Genomic DNA, 16,705 nt, shown 5'->3' with positions numbered 1-16,705 from the left:
GCGCAAGGCGCTGTCGGCTCCGGCTCGCCAGATCGCGATCAACGCCGGTGAAGACGGCTCGGTGATCGTCGGCAAGATCCTGGAGAGCAAGACCTACGCTTACGGCTTCGACTCCCAGACCGGCGAATATGCCGACCTCGTCAAGAAGGGCATCATCGACCCGACCAAGGTGGTCCGTACCGCGATCCAGAACGCTGCCTCGGTGGCCGCGCTCCTGATCACCACGGAAGCCATGGTCGCCGAGCTGCCCAAGAAGGGCGGCGCCGGTCCGGCGATGCCCCCGGGCGGCGGCATGGGCGGCATGGACTTCTAAGGTCCAACGACCTCAAGAACTACGAAACCCCGGCAGCGATGCCGGGGTTTTTGTTTGGGGGGCAAACACTCTCCGCTCGTCATTCCGGGGCGCGCCCGCTTGGGCGCGAGCCCGGAATCCATAACCACTAAACTCAGTTGGCTATCCCCGGATAGAGATCATCCCAATTCGGGTTTTGCTCTTCGATCAGGCGCGTCTTCCAATCCCGCCGCCACTTCTTGAGTTCTTTCTCGCGGGCGATCGCCGTCGTAGGATCGTCGTAGATTTCGAACAAGACGAGCTTGTCGACGCCGTACTTCGTCGTGAAGCCGGGGACGGCTTTCGTCTTGTGCTCGTATACACGGCGCACGAGGTCGTTGGTCACGCCGATGTAGAGCGTGCCATGCTTCTTACTCGCGAGGATGTAGACGTAATAGGCCATTCCATCCGCCTGTGGTTATGGATTCCGGGCTCGCGCTTCGCGCGCCCCGGAATGACGACGGCCCTCACTCTACCTTGCCCAGCCGCTCCATGTGCGGCTCGCCGTCTTCGTCGAGCGACCAGAAGATGCGCGTCACCTTGCCGACGAGATTGTCCATCGGCACGAAACCGAACGTCGACATCATGCGGCTGTCGGTGGAATTGTCGCGGTTGTCGCCGAGCACGAAGAAATGGCCCGGGGGCACCGTGAAGACGTTGGTGTTGTCCAGGAAACCGTTGTCGAGGCAGTCGTTAGTGACATAGGACGCGCCGCTCGGCAGCGTCTCGCGCCAACGCTTGACCCTGACGCCGCCATCCCCACCGCAGGCGTTGTCGGCGAGCCCGTCCTCGAGCGCGACGCGCGTCACCGGCCGGTCGTTGAGGATGAGCTGGCCCTGCCGCATCTGGATGCGGTCGCCGGGCAGCCCGACCACGCGTTTGACGTAGTCGACCGAGCTGTCCTTTGCCGTCCGGAACACGACGATGTCGCCGTATTCCGGGTCGGCAGCAAAGACGCGGCCCGAGATCCAGGACGACGCGAACGGCAATGAATACCGGCCGTAGCCATAGGCATATTTGGCGGCGAAGACGTAGTCACCGACCATCAGCGTCGGCGCCATCGAATTGGAGGGGATGCTGAACGGCTGATAGAGGACGAAGCGAAACAGGATCAGCGGGGACCACAGCACCGGGACCAGCAGGATCAGGATGACGATCACCTTCCATTCCCGCGATTGCGCTCGCGACGGCCGGATGGAGTCCTGAAGAATCGTCATGCGCCTGCCCTGATCAAACCCGTGGTCTTCGCGAGATTACGCAACCTTCGCGCGCGCGCAATCCCGGCTCCGTGATTTTGGTCGCACAGGCGCGGTTCGGCGTTCATTGCAAGCGACGACGACGGATAAGTGAAGGGCCGCCCGTGGGCGGCCCTTCGGTTCATGCGCTCTCGGGCGCCTTCAGGCGCACGAGCCGGGTCAGGAGAGCATCGAGGCCCTCGCCGTTGCCGGCGTGGAGATCGATGCGGCCGACCTTCTCGACCAGCCGCTCCAGCGACTCCAGCTCCTTGAGCCGCAGCAGCAGGGGGTTCTCCTCCATCAGGCGGGCGGTGTTCAGAAGCGAACGCGTCGCCGCGGTCTCCTCCTGCCGGCGGATCAGGTTCGCCTTGGCGACCCGCTCCGCCTCCACCACCTTGTTCACCAACTCCCGGATCTCGCCGGGCAGGATCACGTCCTTGACGCCGAGCTCGGTGACCTCGACACCGGACTCCGCGACGCGTGCCCGCACATAGTCGCGCAGCTCCGCATCCAGCGCCGCCTTCGCAGACAGCACCTCGTCCAGCGTCCGGCCCGCAACCGCCTCGCGGATCGCGAACTGCACCAAACGGTACAGCCACGCATCCACGTCGGGCACGGTCGCAACCGTCCGCTCGGGATCGACCACCTTACGGAACGCCGTCAGCGTCACCCGCAGCGCGATGCGATCCTTGGTCAGCATCTCCTGCGCGGTGATCTCGACCGCCTGGGGCCGCAGGTCGAGGCGCTTCACCTCGATCTTGCGGCCGACGGTCCAGAAGGCGTGCCGACCGGGCACGAGCCGCTCGACGAGCCGGCCCTCGACATAGAGCAGGCCCGCCTCGTGGTTCTCGACCACCGTCTCCGACGTCACGGCCGAGCGGTTACGCTCGATCATGGCCAGATGCCGCGCGCCGACCCTGACATCGCTGGACACGTCGATGCGCTCGACATCGACGCTCGTTGCGACCTTCCAGTAGACGCGCACCTGCCAGGGCGTCATCAGATGCACGGGCCGGCCGTCGAGGCTGACGATGGCGATCTCGTCCGCCTTGGTCTCGACCGCCTCGAACAGTTCGGCGGCGAGATCAGGCCGTGCGGCCTTCAGCACCGCGTAGCGATCCGCAGAGAATTCGCTGCGGACCACATCGAGCACCTCGGCCTTGAGCTCGTGCAGGGGATCGAACAGACGATGCCTGCCGGGCGCGAGCACGCGCACGAGCTGCCCGTTGCGCGTGAGCAGCGCACGCTCGCCATCCTTGACCGTCACGTTCAGCATCAGCAAATGCCAGCCCTTGTTCGAAGTCATGGCACGCCTCCATCGTTTTGCGTCCGGCCGGATGCCGGACAACAGGTTTCGTTTGCAAAGGATTTGAGGACGCGGACGACGCTTCCTGAGAGATCGACGGACCGAGGCTTGAGCTCGCATGACGACGGGCGCACGCGCGCGATCGCGCGACGGATGTCGCGCGGCCGAGCGGAGCCACCCGGCATCAACGCAAGCGGTATCTACCCGCGGCGCAAAGCCGGTCTCACAGTGTCTAGGTTCGGACGGAAAGCCTTGCGGCAAAACGGCCGGACTGCGACTGAAGCGCGCGTCCGGTCCTCGTCAGAGGTGTCAGTTTTTCAGGCTGACCCGTAGCGCTGGAGCGGGATTCGAACCCGCGTCACGATGATTAAACGTCATCTGCTCTACCACTGAGCTATCCTTTGGTTGGTACAAGAAATCGGAATCGAACCGATGCCTCCGGATTTCACTCCGACGCTCTCCATGAGCTACATCCTGCGTCTTCATTCGGCGGAACACGAAACCGGAGACCGGCTCGCGCCAGCCGGGATCTCAGAGAGCCCGGACACATGGCCTAGCGAAGGAGCGGGCTAATAGCCGAAGCACGTTCGGGTTGCAAGGGGGAGCTCGAAGATTTTTCGACACAGCTTGCGCAGTGTGACGCGAGGATCACAGCGCCATGTGCGTCAAGGACGCGAAGTTTCCTGGAAACACGCCCTCACCCAGTCGATCGTCACGCGCGTCGCGGGATCGCGCTTGAGATGGTTCTGCACCAAGAGCCAGACGTCGCGCCGCCTCGGCAGAAGCGTCGCGCGCAGGCTGCGGTCGGCGAACAGGCCTTCGCAGCTGTGCTCGGGCAGCACGCCGACCGCCTGATGCGACTGGATCAAGGTCCTGATGATGCGGACATTGTCGGTGATGCAGCGAACGTTCGTCAGCCGCTTCGCGCGCAAGAACTGCTGTTCGGGAATGGTGTCGAGCTCATCGGGATAGATGCAGGCGACCGGCTCGCCGCCGGCGCGGTCGGCGGGCTCGAAGAAATACAGCCTGACATCGCCGAGCTTGGAGATGGTGAAGTCGCCCTTCTCCGGCTTGCGCAGGCGAATGGCGAGGTCGGCCTGCCAGCGCGAGAATTTGACGTTGCCGCTGGACGTCAGGAATTGCAGGGTCAGGCCGGGATGATCGCGCAGGAAGCTGCTCGCGTGCGGCGCCAGCAACTCTTCGGCGACCGCGTTGGTCGAGGCGATGCGCAGGCGGCCGACCGGGCCGGGCTGGCTCTCCTTGATGCGGTCGATCGCCGCGACATGGACGGCCATCGCGCCGACATGCTCGAGCACCGCCTCGCAATGGCGCGTCGGACGGCGCTGGCCGTCCACGGCATCGAACAGCAGCACGCCGAGATCGCGCTGAATGCGTGCGAGCCGGCGGCCGACGGTGGTCTCGTCGATGCGCAGCCGCGCGCTGGCGCCGGCATAGGTGCCCTCGTCCCTCACCGCGGCAATGATGCGCAGATCGTCCCAGTTCATCCGGGCGAGCCTAGCAGGCGATGCCGCGTCCTGCAAATCTGCAGCCATTAGCTGCAATAGTCCTGCACAATGGCAGGCCCATGCTGCGCTAATGTGACGCCATCCGATCTCCCTGGAAGGCCTGACCAGCATGACCGCTCCCAAGACCCTGCTCGAACTCGCCGGCGCCGATCTCAATCCCCCGAAGCTCAACGAGGCCTGCCTCGTGCTGATCGACATCCAGAACGAATATTGCGCAGGCCCGTTGGCCCTTCCCGATGCACAGCCGGCGATCGCCGCGGCGGCGCGCCTGCTGGCGCGGGCACGGGAGAGCGGCGCTGCGATCATCCATGTCGCGCACAAGGGCCGCGCCGGCAGCCTGTTCGATCGCGAGGCGGCGCGCGGCGCGATCGTCGATCGCCTAACGCCGCAAGCAGGCGAGCCCGTGATCGAGAAAGCGCTGCCGAACTCATTCGCCGGCACCGATCTGCAAGCCCGGCTTGCCGCGACCGGATGCAAGAACATCGTGCTGGCCGGCTTCATGACCCACATGTGCATCTCCTCGACCGCCCGCGCCGCGCTCGACCTCGGCCTGCGGACGACGATCGCGGCCGATGCCTGCGCCACCCGTGACCTGCCGGATGGCCGCGGCGGCAGACTGGACGCCCGGACGATTCACGAGGTCGCGCTGGCCGAGCTCTCGGACCGCTTCGCGATCATCGCGCGCAGCGATGCGCTGATTTGACGGAGCATCCGATGCTGCAACTCTATTTCTTTCCGATGGCCTGCTCGCTCTCGAGTCGCATCGCGCTGATGGAGGCCGGTATCGAGGCGCAGTATCACCTCGCCCATATCTGGACCAAGCAGATCGTGGACGACGGCAGCGATTTCCTCGGCGTGTCGCCGAAGGGCGCGGTGCCGGTCCTGGCGCTGGAGAACGGCGAACGGCTGACCGAGAGCGCGGCAGTGCTGCAATACATCGCAGACGTGAAGCCGACGGCGGGCCTTGCGCCGGCGTTCGGGGATCCCGATCGCTATCGCCTGCAGGAGTGGCTGAGCTTCATCGGCGCCGAGATCCACAAGGCGTTTCTGTTTCCGACCTTCTGGTACAAGGACGATGGCTCGCTCGCCAAGCCGCGCGTCAGAATCACGCAGACATTGTCGGTGCCGTCGGCGCATCTGGCGGAGCGCGAATTCCTCGTGGGTGACGGCTTCACCGTCGCGGATGCCCACCTCACCTGGGCCTTGCTGCTGCTCCGTCCCGCAGGCGTCGACATCGCGCAATGGCCGTCTCTGTCAGCCTATCTCGGGCGCATGCAGGCGCGGCCGGCCGTGCGAGAAGCGATCGCGACCGAAATGGCCCTGCGCAAGGCGATGGCAGCGTGACCCGACATCACGGTCGCGAAATCTGATCGTTTTCCCGGCGAGGGCATTGAAGTCGGCGCGGCTTACGCTAATCTGGAGGGATATTTTCGATATTTTCTTGGAAGGCATTCATGCGTGCTCTTTCCAGATTGTCCTCATCTTTATTTTGCCTGGGCCTCCTCGCCGGCTGGCTGTCTCCCGATACTGCATCTGCGGACACGCGCGTGGCATTGGTGATCGGCAACGGCGCCTATACATCGACGGCGCAGCTGCCCAACCCGTCACACGATGCCGAGGACGTCGCAGCCTCACTCAAGCGCAGCGGCTTCGAGGTGATCCAGGGCATCGACCTGCGCCAGGCCGACATGCAGGATCTGACCATCCGCTTCGCGCGCGCCGCGAGCAGAGCTGACGTTGCCATATTCTATTACAGCGGCCATGCGATGCAGTACAACGGCGTGAACTATTTGATGCCTGTCGACGCCACGCTCACCGATGAGGCCGACCTGAAGCGCTTCGTGCGGGTCGACGACATCGTGAACGATCTGCAGCAAGCCAAGAACCTCCGCATCCTGGTGCTCGATTCCTGCCGCGACAATCCGCTGGCGGAAACTCTCAAGCGCTCGGCGACGCGGGCCGCCTCGATCGGGCGCGGCCTGTCGAAGGTCGAAGCTCCGCGCGGCACGATCGTGTCGTTCTCGACGCAATCGGGGCAGACCGCGGCGGACGGCGTCGGCCGCAACAGCCCCTACACGGCCGCGTTCCTCAAGCACATCGAAGAGCCGCAGGAGATCGGCGATGTGTTTCGCGACATCAGCAGCGACGTCTATGATGCCAGCGGCAAGACGCAGCTCCCGGAGCTGTCGCTATCGATCATCGGCAAGTTCTACCTGAACGGACCGGTGTCGGTCACGATCGCACCCGCAGCTCCGCAGGCCGCGCCGCGGGCCGACCCGTGCGCATCCGCGGAGGCGCACTGGAAGGCTGCCGACACCATCGGCACCGTCAGCGCCTTCGAGGACCATCTGACGCGATTTTCCAGTTGCAGCTTCGCCAATCTCGCCAAGGCGCGGATCGAGGGCCTGAAGCAGAAGGTGGCGCTGGCGCCTGCGACCAATACCCGCGCCGGCGGCAGCAAGGACTTCGACGGCACTTGGGACGTGACGCTGAACTGCCCGGCTTCCGGCAAGGCGCAGGGCTTCACCAGGCCCCTCGCCGGCACCGTGACCAACGGCGTGTTTCACGCCGAGGCTCAGAGCAAGGACGGCGTCAACCGCCTGGAGATCGACGGCCAAATCCAGGCCGACGGCAAGACGACGTTGAGCGCGCGCGGCACAACGGGGGCAAGCGCGTACACGCTCAACAACCTTGCGCCCGGCTCGCCTTACGCCTTTACGGTCGACGCGCAGTTCGATCGCACCCGCGGCACCGGCAAGCGCAACGAGGCGCGCGCCTGCAACCTGGTCTTCGTCAAGCGCTGATCGTGCAGAAAGAGTGAGGCGCGCTGCGCCTCACTCCACCCGCGCCAGCACCGCGAGCTTGCGGATGCCCTTGTTGCGGTAGGCGTCGAGGAACGCGTAATAGTCCTTGAACGACACGCAGCCGTTGGAATCGCCGTTCGGCCCGAGCATGAAGGTGTGCGCAAGCAGGCCGTCACGGCCGTAGATCGCGCTCTCGCCGCCGATCGGGGTCAGGCGCAACGCGGGCACGCCGTGGAACAGCGCTTCGCGCGGCTTCAGCGTGTAGATGTGCGGCGGCGTCACGCCGCGCATGCGCGTGCGCTGGGAGCGCGGATCGTCGAGACTGGAGCCGAGGCCGGAATGCGCCTCGAGCTTGGTGCCGTCGGGCAGATACACCGTCTTGGCAGTGATGTCGTAGACCGCGGTGTCACGCTCATAGGGCGGCGCGCCGCCGAACATCGGGTTCTGCTCCTTCGGCGCGATCGACGCGGTCACGCTGGCATCGGCCGAGGCGTAGGCCAGCAGCCCGCCGGACGGCTCGCGCTTGCCCCAGAGTTTTTCGACCATCGACTGCCGCGGACCGGTGATCGACATCACCGCGGCCTTGGCGCGATCGGCGAACGACTTCTTCGCTTCCGGTGCCGGCACGATCTGGGCCGGATCGGCCGAGGCGAGTTGCATCTGGGCATCCGGAGCGCGCTTGGCCTTGTCCCCGGTCTTGTCAGCGGACTTCTCAGCAATTTTGGCCGGGGCCGACGGCTTCAGTGCTTCCGCGACCTTCGCGATCACGCTCTGCTTCGGCGCGTCCTTGGCCACCGCAACCTGGGTCGCTGGCGCCGCGCTGGCCGCGTTCGATGCCACGCCTTGGGTCGCAGCGGCAGCAAAGCGCTCGTTGAACATCTCACGCGAGATCGGGGCGGCGACCTGCAACCGGTCAGGCAGGAGCGCAAAAGCTTCCTTGATGGCGTCGCCGGCCTCGCGCAGCGCGACCTTGGGCGCACGCTTGATCACCGGCTCGTCGTAGCCAATGCCGCCGACGGTCGGATAGACGCTCGCGCCGAAGACGTTGCTGTAGATAGTCCAGCCGGCACCCATCACGACGCAGCCGATGGCCGCGGCGCCAAGCCAATTGGTCGTGGTCATTTTCCGGGAAGACTTCCGAAGAGAATTCTTGGACTTCCGTGCCGCGTTACTCTGCGCAGCGATACTCTTACTCATTCGCCTTGCGTCCAGGACGGTGTCACTCAGTCCCCCTTCGAAGTGCCGCTGGTCACGATCCGGGAACAGCATCTCGCAGAGGGTCGGAGCGTCATTAAGGCGACTTTTAGTTAAATGCGGATTAAGTTCGGGCAGATGTGCGGCAGTTCGTTAGCGTCGTCCCATTTCGAGAAAAAAGCCCGCAGAACTACGGACTTAGCCGCGTCTGTTAACTATAATTCTCGGCAGGAGCGGCGCATTCAGCGATCGTCTCCCGCCGCCTCTCTAGGGCCACCCAACCAAGTCGTTTTCGTGGCCTTCGATACCCGGAAGATAGCGGGGAAGCGTTGCGCGAGGCTGGTGCGCCGGCCTTCCCGCCGGCGCGTGGGTGACACGAGAACGGCGGGCAAGATCACGCACATCACACAGCGCTCGGACCGCCCACACGGCGACCGCGCCCTGACCGAAAGTTGATCGCACCGCTCTGGAAAAGGCCTCGGCAAGAAAATAGCTCGTAAAGCGGCACTTTTCAGCAGCCTCTGCGTGTGATACGGTACCGTATCAACATCGCCTTGAATTGTGCCGGGCATGCAAACGGAGGCTGGCATGAGAAGGTTCGCGCGCGCCGGATATCTTGCTCTGGCGTCGTCGTTGTTGATGGGATACGCGGCCGCGCAGCCTGCCAATGCAGCTTGCACATCGTCGGCCTCGGCCGCCGGCACGCAGACCTGGCGCTGCGACAACGGCATCACCATCGTTGCAGAAAACGGCGCCAGATTTGAACTAAAGGACGCCAACCGCGACGGACATATTGACTCCGTCGAGTTGAGCAGCAAAGCCCTGCTGGTCGAAGTGCCCAGGAAGCCGGGCGGCAATCCCTTCAAGGTGCTGACGCCGCAGGCGATTGCCGCGGTGCGCGGCACCAGATGGGCCGTCGACGTCGCTGAGGCCAAGACCTCCGTCTTCGTCGCCGACGGCCGTGTCGACGTCAGCCGCAGGGCTCGTGGGCGCGGCGTCGTGCTGGGCCCCGGCCAAGGCGTCGACGTGGAAGCGACCGGACCTTTGACAGTGAAGCAGTGGGGCCAGCCGCGCATCGACGCTCTCATGGCAAGACTTGGTCAATAAGACTTGGTCAATAGACCTCGGCCCACAGGGCCGAAGAAAAAGAAGATTGCAGTACGACGTAATGACGAGACGCGTTCAGATCCTGGTGGCACTCGCCCTCACCGCGCTGTGGGGCGCGGGCATCTTTGCCGCGCACGCAGGCGGCCATCTGCGCTTTCTCGACCGCCTCGAAGCAACGCTGACCGATTGGCGAACACAGGTCCGCGGGGTGCAGCGTCCGCCCGATCTCGTCACCATCGTCGCGATCGACGACACCGTGGTGAAGCGCGGCGGCAGCTATCCGCTGCCGCGCGCCGATCTCGCCCGCGTCGTCGACACCATCGTGCAGTTCAAGCCGAAGGTCGTCGCGATCGATCTCCTGCTCGTCGACCGCAGCGCTGCGATCGGCGACGCCACGCTCGCAAACACGCTCGCCACCGGCCCCATGGTGCTCGCCGCCGCCGCGATCTTCCCCTCCGCCAGCGAGAACGTGGCGCCCGGCAGTGCAGGTCCCCTCGCCGTGCTGCCGCAAGCCGAACGTTTCCTGCTGCCGCTGCCAGCGTTCGCCGACCACGCCGAGGTCGGCATCGTCAATGTCGCGACCGGACAATCGGGATCGCCGCTCTCGGTACCGATGCTGTTCCGGACCCGCGACAAGGTCGAGCTGTCGTTCCCGTTGCGCGTCGCGACGCGCGCGCTCGACAAGCCGCTGACGATCGCGCCGGATCACCTCATGCTCGGCGATCGCGCGGTGCCGACCGACACCGATTTCGCGCTGCCGATCACCTATTACGGTCCCCGCCGCACCATCCGCACCGTGAGCGCGCAGAGCATTTTCGACGGCACGCTCAATCGCGCCGCGATCGAGAACCGGATCGTCGTGATCGGCGCCTCTGTCGCCGGCGGCGGCGACTTCTACCCGACGCCGTTCGATTCCCTGATGCCCGGCGTCGAGGTGGTCTCGACCGCGATCACCCACCTCGTTTCCGGCGACGGCATCGTGCGCGACCACAGGGTCCATATCGCCGACGCGCTCGCTGCGATCCTGCTGCCGATGCTGCTGGTCGGCTTGCTGGCCTGGCGGCGTAGCGCGCTCGGCATCATGGCGGCGGCCGCGGTGATGATCGCCTGGGCCGGCCTCAATGCCTTCGCGTTCACGCATGGCGTCTGGCTGAATGCGGCAACCACGCTCGCCGCCGCGGTGCCGCCGGTTGCGATCTTTGCCGGTGTGCAGCTGTGGGCCGGAGGCCGCCGCACGCAATATCTCGCCGCCAAAAGCAGGTCTCTCGCACAATTCCAGGCACCGGCCGTGCAGGAATGGCTGGCGCGCGATCCGAATTTCCTGTCCAAACCGGTCCGGCAAGACGCCGCGATCGTCTTCATCGATCTCTCCGGCTTCACTTCCTTGAGCGAACGGATCGATCCGGACGCGCTTCAGGAGATCCTGCAGGCGTTTCACGCGCGGATCGACAAGGCCGCGGTCGATTGCGGCGGCATGATCACCGGCTTTCTCGGCGACGGCGCCATGATCCTGTTCGGTCTGCCGGCCGCGATGCCCGATGACGCCGCGCGCGCGCTCAAATGCGCGATCGACCTGCATCGCGGCGTCGACCACTGGATCGCCTCGCTGCCGTCAGCGATCGGCGGTCAGCTCGGCTTCAAGATCGGCGCGCATTTCGGGGAGATCGTCGCCTCCCGCCTCGGCGAAAGTCACCAGCACATCACGGCGACAGGCGACACGGTCAACGTCGCGAGCCGGCTGATGGAAGTCGCCGTCCAGAACGATGCACGACTCGCCCTGAGCAATACGCTGCTGGATACGGCCGACTTCCACGGGGCTCCCGACGGCGTCCTGTCGGGCCCCCTGCTCGCCCAGGTCCGTGGCCGCTCCGGCGTCGTGACCGTGTGGTTCTGGCGGGATCACAGTGGGCCGGGCCAGGGTGCGACAAAGGCTGAGATGATCGACTGATAGTCGTTGCTATCGACCCAGCACTCGGCTGTCGTCCCCGCGAACGCGGGGACCCATACCGCGTGATCTGTCGATGAGCACAGCTGGCCATACCAACTGAAAGATCGCCCACGAACAGTCTTCGCCAAACTGCTCCCTGGGGGTATGGGTCCCCGCGTTCGCGGGGACCACGCTGTGGAAGCAGTGCGGCCTACTACCGCGCTTCCGGCGGCGGCGAGCGGTCGAGGACGTCGCCCTTGGCGCCCTCCAGCAGATCGACGCTGTAGGTCTCGACCACGAGCGGCCCGCGCTTGCGCTGCAATTGCGCGACCTGCGTCACCTTCGCAAAGAGGTCGTTGAGGACGGGATGACCGTCCGGGCGCAGCTCGTCGACATAGAGCAGCTTGCCCGCGAGCAGCTTTGGATCGGGCTCGCCCATGTTGACCCAGCGGATGCGCTGGTTCTGCTGCACCACGCAGGTGCCGCGGGGCAAGTAAAAGGCCAGCCAGCCCGTGGTGCCGTAGTCCTGCGCGAGCACGCAGGTCGCGCCATGGCGCGCGCGCACGGCTTCGATTTCGGCAGCGAGCTCGCGCCAGCCGACGCCGACGCTGCGCACGGTGGCATCGCGGCGATAACCCGAGAGCCAGCCGGTGTTGGCCTGCACGATGAGTGCTGCAAACATCACGATGCCGACAGGCGCGGCCCAGCGCAGGCAGAAATCCACCAGGCGGCGCTGGCGCGGCTTCCATTGCACGAGGTTGGCGGCAGCGGCCGCGGCGACGACGAAGGGCGGATAGACCGGCGCGAACCAGTTGGCCTCGACGCGGGCATGCAGCGAATGCCAGACGAAATAGGCGACGATGGTCCAGAACATCGCCTCGATCAGCACACGCGAGGCCAGTGCGCCGGCCCGGCGCCAGGTCAGCGCGTGCAGACCCATCGCGCCGAGGATGAAGACCAGCGGGGTTGCGAACGCGATCTGGGTGGGGATCAGCTCGGCGATGAAGACGGGTCGGAAGTCCTCGATCTTCGCGCGCCCGAGCTGCTTTGCGAACGAGACCCATTGATGGTCCGCATTCCAGAGGATCACCGGCGAGAACAGCGCCAGAGCAACGAGACCGCCGAGATAGGGCCAGGGCGAGAGGAACCAGCGCCTGAGCTTCGGCACGCAAGCGAGCCAGATCAGGATCCCGGCGCCAAAGAACATCGCCGTGTATTTCGACAGCAGTGCCGCACCGACGGCCGCGCCGACCGCAAGCCACCAGACGCCGCGGCCGGTCTCCAGTACTTTTGCGAGGAAGAACAGCACGAAGCTGGATGCGACCAGGAGCGGCGCATCCGGCGTCACGATCAGCGTGCCGACGGAGGCCATCATGGTTACGTTGAGCAGGACGGCGCTGGTCGCCGCCACGCGCGCGCCGCCGAACAGGATCGCAGCGGAGCGGTAGATCGCATAGCTCATCGGCAGTGCGAGCAGGATCGAGACGAGGCGGACGCCGAGTTCGGTATCGCCGGCGATCATGGTGCCGGCGCGGATGACATAGGCGACCATCGGCGGATGGTCGTAATAGCCCCCGGCGAGGTTGTTCGACCACATCCAGTAATAGGCTTCGTCGAAGGTGATCGGCGTGAACGCGGCCGCGACGAGCCGCAGGGCCACCAGCGCCAGAATCAGCAGCACGGTATTGCGGACGATCCGCGCGTCAGCCCCGCCCATCGTGGGTTATTTCTTGCGCCAGACGAACAGGCCTGACATCGCGTAGTTCCACACCACACCCATCAGCGCACCGGCCATGCCGGCCAGCCACCAGATCGGCTCCTGGTCGTAGACCGAGAAGGCGACGCCGACATTGGCGAGCAGGCCGACGCTGCACACGATGTAAAAGGCGATCAGGCCGCGCAGCAGCGCAAAGCCCTTCAGCCGCTGGTCGCGATAGGTGAGGAAGTTGTTGAGGATGAAATTGCTGGTCATGGCGACGATGGCGCCGGCGGCCTGCGCCTCCGCGAACGGCACCTTGAACAGCTGAAGTCCGATGAACAGCGTGGTGAGATGCACCACGAGGCCGATGCCGCCGACCATCGCGAACAGGATGAAGCGCAGCGAGACGATGTCGTTGCTCAGCTTGGCCAGCACGAGGCCGAGGAAATCGAGCGCGACCATGGAATCGAGCTTGCTTTCGCCGTGCTGACGGGCGCCGAAAGTGTAGGGAATCTCGACCGCCCGCAAGCCGCCGTGCGCGGTCGCGACGACGTCGAGCAGGATCTTGAAGCCGTGCACGGAGAGCTTCGGCGCGAGCTGCTCGAAACGATCGCGGCGGATCATGAAGAAGCCGCTCATGGGATCGGCGATCTCGACCCGCAGCATCTTCCTGGCGAACTCGGTTGCCAGCGCGCTGGCGCCGGCGCGCTGCTTGTTGAAGCCCTCGCTCTTGTAGCCCTCGATGTAGCGGCTGCCGACCACGAGGTCGGCCTCGTCGCTTGCGAGCAGCAACAGCATCTTCGGCAGTTGCGTCTCGTCGTGCTGGAGGTCGGCGTCGATCACGGCCACAAAGGGCGCGCTGGACGCCAGGATGCCCTCGATGCAGGCGCCCGACAGGCCGCGGCGGCCGATGCGGCGGATACAGCGCACGCGGCTGTCCTGCTGCGCCAGCGCGCGCACGACGTCCCAGGTGCCATCAGGTGAATTGTCGTCGACGAACACGACTTCCCAGGCGACGTTGGCGAGCACCGCCTCCAGCCGCCGGTACAGCACCGTGACATTGTCGCGCTCATTGAAGGTCGGGACGATGACCGACAGTTCCGGCCCTGCTTGAGCCTGCAGCGGATTGTCGGAGCCCGGTCTGATCGCTTCATTCATGACGGCAGCGTATATCCGCCGCGTCCTGCGCTGCCAAGCCGGGGTTTCCAAGGGAATTTGGCCAAAAGAGGCCCTAAAATGCCAACGACCCCGGAACGGCGGGCCGCGCGTACATCCGGCGCGAGCCCAAGCTATTCCAAGGTCGTTCCAACGCCGGAGTTTTCGCTCAACGGCGCCGTTAAAAGCTAGATAGGAATGACAAGACCGCTTCGCAAGGGGCGAAAAGGACGATTTTCGTGCCTTATTGGTTGGGCACTTCCCGGATGATCGGCCCGCGCGGCGCCGGCGCGGCGGGAGCCGCGGGTGCGGCAGCCGGCGCCGGCTCGACTTTCGCCGGCTTAGGCGGCTTGCCGTACTGGCCAATCGGCCCGAACACGACGGCGACTGCAAGCACGATCGCGGCAGCGATCACGCCCAAAATGCCCCCTACCGACTCAGACGCCATGGAAACCCATCCCCGTTCCAGATACGCCCCGTGATATCACGGATGCGCGCGGAGCCGGAAGGGCTGCCGTGAGGCGAATGGCTGATGAGGCGGTCCAGGCTTCTGCCCTGCTCGCTATTAGCCGTTGCCTACTTCGCTGGCGGCCTCTGCTTGACGAAGGCCGTCACGATGTCCTTCTGCGCGGCCTCCACTGCCCTGTTCGCGGTAGCGAGATGGGCGCCGGCATCGATGCTCGGGTACTGCGTGGTGAGATAGTCGAGCAGCGCCACTCGGTAATATTGCCGCTCCGACGAACAGGCGCCCGCGACCGAGCGGCCAAAATCCTGTTCCGTCATTCCCCGATTGCTGTCGCGCGAATATTCCCGCGCCAGGCAATGCCAGTAATCGTCGCGGCCCTGCATGGCGAGCTTCTGCGCGCCCTTCGCATCGTCGTCATCCGCCATGACTGGAGATATCATGGCAGCAGATGTCATCATGACGAGCGCCGCTCCCACCATCAGCATCCGCATCCTTTTTCTCCTTTTTCGCAGATCCTGCCGCGACCTTAGACGGGACGCAGCAACTGGCCAATCACAACTGGTTTGACTAGGATGACGGCATCCCCTCCACGTCGATGCGAGATCCTTCCGTGGCCAAAGCAAAAACTGCGTCCAAAAAGTCAGGCAACATCTTCATCGGCATCGGCGGCTGGACGTTCGAGCCGTGGCGCGGCGTGTTCTATCCGGAGAAGCTGACGCAGGCGAAGGAGCTGTCCTACGCGGCCTCGAAGCTGACCTCGATCGAGATCAACGGCACCTATTACGGCTCGCAGAAGCCGGAGAGCTTTCGCAAATGGGCGAGCGAGGTGCCCGACGGCTTCGTGTTCTCGGTGAAGGGACCGCGATTCGCCACCAACCGCCGGGTGCTGGCGGAAGCCGGCGATTCCATCAAGCGGTTCTATGATTCCGGCGTGCTGGAGCTCGGCGACCGTCTCGGGCCGGTGCTGTGGCAGTTCGCGCCGACCAAGAAATTCGACGGCGCCGATTTCGGCAAGTTCCTCGAGCTATTGCCGCGCAAGCTCGAGGGACGCGCGCTGCGCCACGTCGTCGAGGTCCGCCACGACAGCTTCTGCACACCGGACTTCGTGGCGCTGATCCGCGAGTTCGAGACGCCCGTGGTGTTCGCCGAGCACGGCAAATATCCCGCCATCGCCGACGTCGCCGGTGATTTCGTCTATGCCCGGCTGCAGAAGGGCAATGACGAGATCAAGACCTGCTACCCGCCCAAGCAGCTCGATGCCTGGGCCGAGCGCCTTCAGGCCTGGGCTTCGGGCGGTGAACCGGACGACCTGCCCAAAGTTGACAAGGCCAAGCCAAAGAAGGAGCCACGCGACGTGTTCGCCTACGTCATCCACGAGGGCAAGGTGCGCGCACCGGCCGGCGCCATGGAACTGATCGCAAGGGTGAGCTGAGGTGCGCCATGGCAAAGGCGAAAAAGCTGTTCACCATCGGCTATGAGCAGACGCCGCCCAAGGCGGTGCTGGATGAGCTGGTAGAGGCCGGCGTCAAGCTCGTGGTCGACGTGCGCGCGGTGACATCCTCGCGCCGGCCGGGCTTTTCCAAGAAGCAGCTTTCGGCAGGGCTCGACGAACGTGGTATCGCCTATGTCCACCTCGCCGCGCTCGGCACGCCGAAGGAAGGCCGGCTCGCCGCACGCAGCGGTCAGTACGATGTGCTGGAGAAGATCTTCTCAAAGCACCTCAAGGCGCCCGAGGCCAAAGAGGCGATGGACGAGCTCTCGGCGCTGGTGAAGAAGGCCGGCCCCGTCTGCCTGCTCTGCTACGAGAGGGATCACACGCATTGCCACCGCCAAATGATCGCGGAGATCATCGAGGAGCGCGATGGGGTTGCGGTGAAGAATTTGGCGGGACGGCAGGTGTAGCCGGAGCTCGGGCGGGGAACGAAACCACGACGGCGTGCCCCAGGTTGCACCTC

The 16,705-nt window shown here is 65.1% G+C and carries 17 protein-coding genes and 2 tRNA genes; 8 read left to right on the top strand and 11 right to left on the bottom strand.

What is annotated here, in order from left to right:
• The coding region (locus tag XH81_RS09005; RefSeq protein ID WP_271596102.1) for a TCP-1/cpn60 chaperonin family protein at window positions 1-313 on the top strand (313 nt) is incomplete at its 5' end.
• 133 nt (window positions 314-446) lie between these two features.
• Here the strand turns inward: XH81_RS09005 and XH81_RS09000 are convergent.
• From XH81_RS09000 to XH81_RS08975, 6 genes are all read right to left on the bottom strand, one after another.
• Complete coding sequence (locus XH81_RS09000; protein WP_028142934.1) at window positions 447-734, bottom strand: GIY-YIG nuclease family protein; 288 nt, start codon at window positions 732-734, stop codon at window positions 447-449.
• Between the two features lie 64 nt (window positions 735-798).
• Window positions 799-1,548 carry a signal peptidase I gene (lepB, locus tag XH81_RS08995; protein ID WP_028142933.1) on the bottom strand — a complete coding sequence of 250 codons (750 nt, stop codon included), beginning with the start codon at window positions 1,546-1,548 and terminating at the stop codon, window positions 799-801.
• A 160-nt stretch (window positions 1,549-1,708) separates the two neighbouring features.
• The gene (locus XH81_RS08990) at window positions 1,709-2,872 is read right to left on the bottom strand and encodes a slipin family protein (RefSeq protein ID WP_038948003.1); all 1,164 of its coding nucleotides are present in this window, start codon (window positions 2,870-2,872) and stop codon (window positions 1,709-1,711) included.
• A gap of 333 nt (window positions 2,873-3,205) precedes the next feature.
• A tRNA-Lys gene (locus tag XH81_RS08985) sits at window positions 3,206-3,271 on the bottom strand.
• A 7-nt stretch (window positions 3,272-3,278) separates the two neighbouring features.
• Window positions 3,279-3,350 (bottom strand) — tRNA-Ser (locus XH81_RS08980).
• A 187-nt stretch (window positions 3,351-3,537) separates the two neighbouring features.
• The gene (locus XH81_RS08975) at window positions 3,538-4,377 is read right to left on the bottom strand and encodes a LysR family transcriptional regulator (protein WP_028142931.1); all 840 of its coding nucleotides are present in this window, start codon (window positions 4,375-4,377) and stop codon (window positions 3,538-3,540) included.
• Window positions 4,378-4,507: 130 nt separating this feature from the next.
• Between XH81_RS08975 and XH81_RS08970 the strand changes: the two genes are divergently transcribed.
• From XH81_RS08970 to XH81_RS08960, 3 genes are all read left to right on the top strand, one after another.
• The gene (locus tag XH81_RS08970) at window positions 4,508-5,101 is read left to right on the top strand and encodes a cysteine hydrolase family protein (protein WP_038948004.1); all 594 of its coding nucleotides are present in this window, start codon (window positions 4,508-4,510) and stop codon (window positions 5,099-5,101) included.
• 11 nt (window positions 5,102-5,112) lie between these two features.
• Window positions 5,113-5,742, top strand: coding sequence for a glutathione binding-like protein (locus tag XH81_RS08965; RefSeq protein ID WP_038948005.1), 630 nt, complete (start codon window positions 5,113-5,115; stop codon window positions 5,740-5,742).
• 110 nt (window positions 5,743-5,852) lie between these two features.
• Window positions 5,853-7,202 (top strand): caspase family protein, encoded by a 1,350-nt coding sequence (locus tag XH81_RS08960; protein ID WP_028142928.1) that lies wholly within the window; start codon window positions 5,853-5,855, stop codon window positions 7,200-7,202.
• A gap of 30 nt (window positions 7,203-7,232) precedes the next feature.
• On the opposite strand, the gene XH81_RS08955 is transcribed toward XH81_RS08960, so the two are convergent.
• The gene (locus tag XH81_RS08955; protein WP_028142927.1) at window positions 7,233-8,324 is read right to left on the bottom strand and encodes a DUF2778 domain-containing protein; all 1,092 of its coding nucleotides are present in this window, start codon (window positions 8,322-8,324) and stop codon (window positions 7,233-7,235) included.
• A gap of 660 nt (window positions 8,325-8,984) precedes the next feature.
• On the opposite strand from XH81_RS08955, the gene XH81_RS08950 reads away from it, so the two are divergent.
• Both XH81_RS08950 and XH81_RS08945 read left to right on the top strand, forming a co-directional pair.
• On the top strand, window positions 8,985-9,503 hold the full coding sequence (locus tag XH81_RS08950; protein ID WP_028142926.1) for a FecR domain-containing protein: 519 nt from the start codon (window positions 8,985-8,987) through the stop codon (window positions 9,501-9,503).
• A 61-nt stretch (window positions 9,504-9,564) separates the two neighbouring features.
• The gene (locus XH81_RS08945) at window positions 9,565-11,451 is read left to right on the top strand and encodes a CHASE2 domain-containing protein (RefSeq protein ID WP_028142925.1); all 1,887 of its coding nucleotides are present in this window, start codon (window positions 9,565-9,567) and stop codon (window positions 11,449-11,451) included.
• Window positions 11,452-11,644: 193 nt separating this feature from the next.
• Here the strand turns inward: XH81_RS08945 and XH81_RS08940 are convergent, their stop codons facing one another.
• The 4 genes from XH81_RS08940 to XH81_RS08925 form a co-directional block, all read right to left on the bottom strand.
• Window positions 11,645-13,147: a glycosyltransferase family 39 protein gene (locus XH81_RS08940; protein ID WP_028142924.1), complete on the bottom strand. Its 1,503-nt coding sequence runs from the start codon at window positions 13,145-13,147 to the stop codon at window positions 11,645-11,647.
• 6 nt (window positions 13,148-13,153) lie between these two features.
• Window positions 13,154-14,287, bottom strand: coding sequence for a glycosyltransferase family 2 protein (locus XH81_RS08935; RefSeq protein ID WP_028142923.1), 1,134 nt, complete (start codon window positions 14,285-14,287; stop codon window positions 13,154-13,156).
• A gap of 241 nt (window positions 14,288-14,528) precedes the next feature.
• Complete coding sequence (locus XH81_RS08930) at window positions 14,529-14,732, bottom strand: hypothetical protein (protein WP_028142922.1); 204 nt, start codon at window positions 14,730-14,732, stop codon at window positions 14,529-14,531.
• Window positions 14,733-14,860: 128 nt separating this feature from the next.
• The gene (locus tag XH81_RS08925; RefSeq protein ID WP_028142921.1) at window positions 14,861-15,241 is read right to left on the bottom strand and encodes a hypothetical protein; all 381 of its coding nucleotides are present in this window, start codon (window positions 15,239-15,241) and stop codon (window positions 14,861-14,863) included.
• Between the two features lie 104 nt (window positions 15,242-15,345).
• On the opposite strand from XH81_RS08925, the gene XH81_RS08920 reads away from it, so the two are divergent.
• Together XH81_RS08920 and XH81_RS08915 are read left to right on the top strand one after the other, a co-directional pair.
• On the top strand, window positions 15,346-16,182 hold the full coding sequence (locus tag XH81_RS08920) for a DUF72 domain-containing protein (RefSeq protein WP_085967720.1): 837 nt from the start codon (window positions 15,346-15,348) through the stop codon (window positions 16,180-16,182).
• 8 nt (window positions 16,183-16,190) lie between these two features.
• A complete protein-coding gene (locus tag XH81_RS08915) occupies window positions 16,191-16,652 on the top strand; it encodes a DUF488 domain-containing protein (protein WP_028142919.1) in 462 nt (153 codons plus the stop codon).
• Window positions 16,653-16,705 lie beyond the last annotated feature (53 nt).

Origin of the sequence: Bradyrhizobium sp. CCBAU 25360, from assembly GCF_028128695.1 — a bacterium.
GTDB classification, from domain to species: domain Bacteria; phylum Pseudomonadota; class Alphaproteobacteria; order Rhizobiales; family Xanthobacteraceae; genus Bradyrhizobium; species Bradyrhizobium ottawaense.
This window is presented reverse-complemented; position numbering and strand designations above follow the sequence as displayed.

Bases quoted from the DNA above. Each gene is read 5' to 3' on its own strand.
- XH81_RS08990 (WP_038948003.1), bottom strand. From the start codon at position 2,872: ATGACTTCGAACAAGGGCTGGCATTTGCTGATGCTGAACGTGACGGTC.
- XH81_RS09000 (WP_028142934.1), bottom strand. From the start codon at position 734: ATGGCCTATTACGTCTACATCCTCGCGAGTAAGAAGCATGGCACGCTC.
- XH81_RS08955 (WP_028142927.1), bottom strand. From the start codon at position 8,324: ATGACCACGACCAATTGGCTTGGCGCCGCGGCCATCGGCTGCGTCGTG.
- XH81_RS08915 (WP_028142919.1), top strand. From the start codon at position 16,191: ATGGCAAAGGCGAAAAAGCTGTTCACCATCGGCTATGAGCAGACGCCG.
- XH81_RS08925 (WP_028142921.1), bottom strand. From the start codon at position 15,241: ATGCGGATGCTGATGGTGGGAGCGGCGCTCGTCATGATGACATCTGCT.
- XH81_RS08930 (WP_028142922.1), bottom strand. From the start codon at position 14,732: ATGGCGTCTGAGTCGGTAGGGGGCATTTTGGGCGTGATCGCTGCCGCG.
- XH81_RS08970 (WP_038948004.1), top strand. From the start codon at position 4,508: ATGACCGCTCCCAAGACCCTGCTCGAACTCGCCGGCGCCGATCTCAAT.
- XH81_RS08945 (WP_028142925.1), top strand. From the start codon at position 9,565: ATGACGAGACGCGTTCAGATCCTGGTGGCACTCGCCCTCACCGCGCTG.
- XH81_RS08950 (WP_028142926.1), top strand. From the start codon at position 8,985: ATGAGAAGGTTCGCGCGCGCCGGATATCTTGCTCTGGCGTCGTCGTTG.
- XH81_RS08965 (WP_038948005.1), top strand. From the start codon at position 5,113: ATGCTGCAACTCTATTTCTTTCCGATGGCCTGCTCGCTCTCGAGTCGC.
- lepB (WP_028142933.1), bottom strand. From the start codon at position 1,548: ATGACGATTCTTCAGGACTCCATCCGGCCGTCGCGAGCGCAATCGCGG.
- XH81_RS08940 (WP_028142924.1), bottom strand. From the start codon at position 13,147: ATGGGCGGGGCTGACGCGCGGATCGTCCGCAATACCGTGCTGCTGATT.
- XH81_RS08975 (WP_028142931.1), bottom strand. From the start codon at position 4,377: ATGAACTGGGACGATCTGCGCATCATTGCCGCGGTGAGGGACGAGGGC.
- XH81_RS08960 (WP_028142928.1), top strand. From the start codon at position 5,853: ATGCGTGCTCTTTCCAGATTGTCCTCATCTTTATTTTGCCTGGGCCTC.
- XH81_RS08935 (WP_028142923.1), bottom strand. From the start codon at position 14,287: ATGAATGAAGCGATCAGACCGGGCTCCGACAATCCGCTGCAGGCTCAA.
- XH81_RS08920 (WP_085967720.1), top strand. From the start codon at position 15,346: ATGCGAGATCCTTCCGTGGCCAAAGCAAAAACTGCGTCCAAAAAGTCA.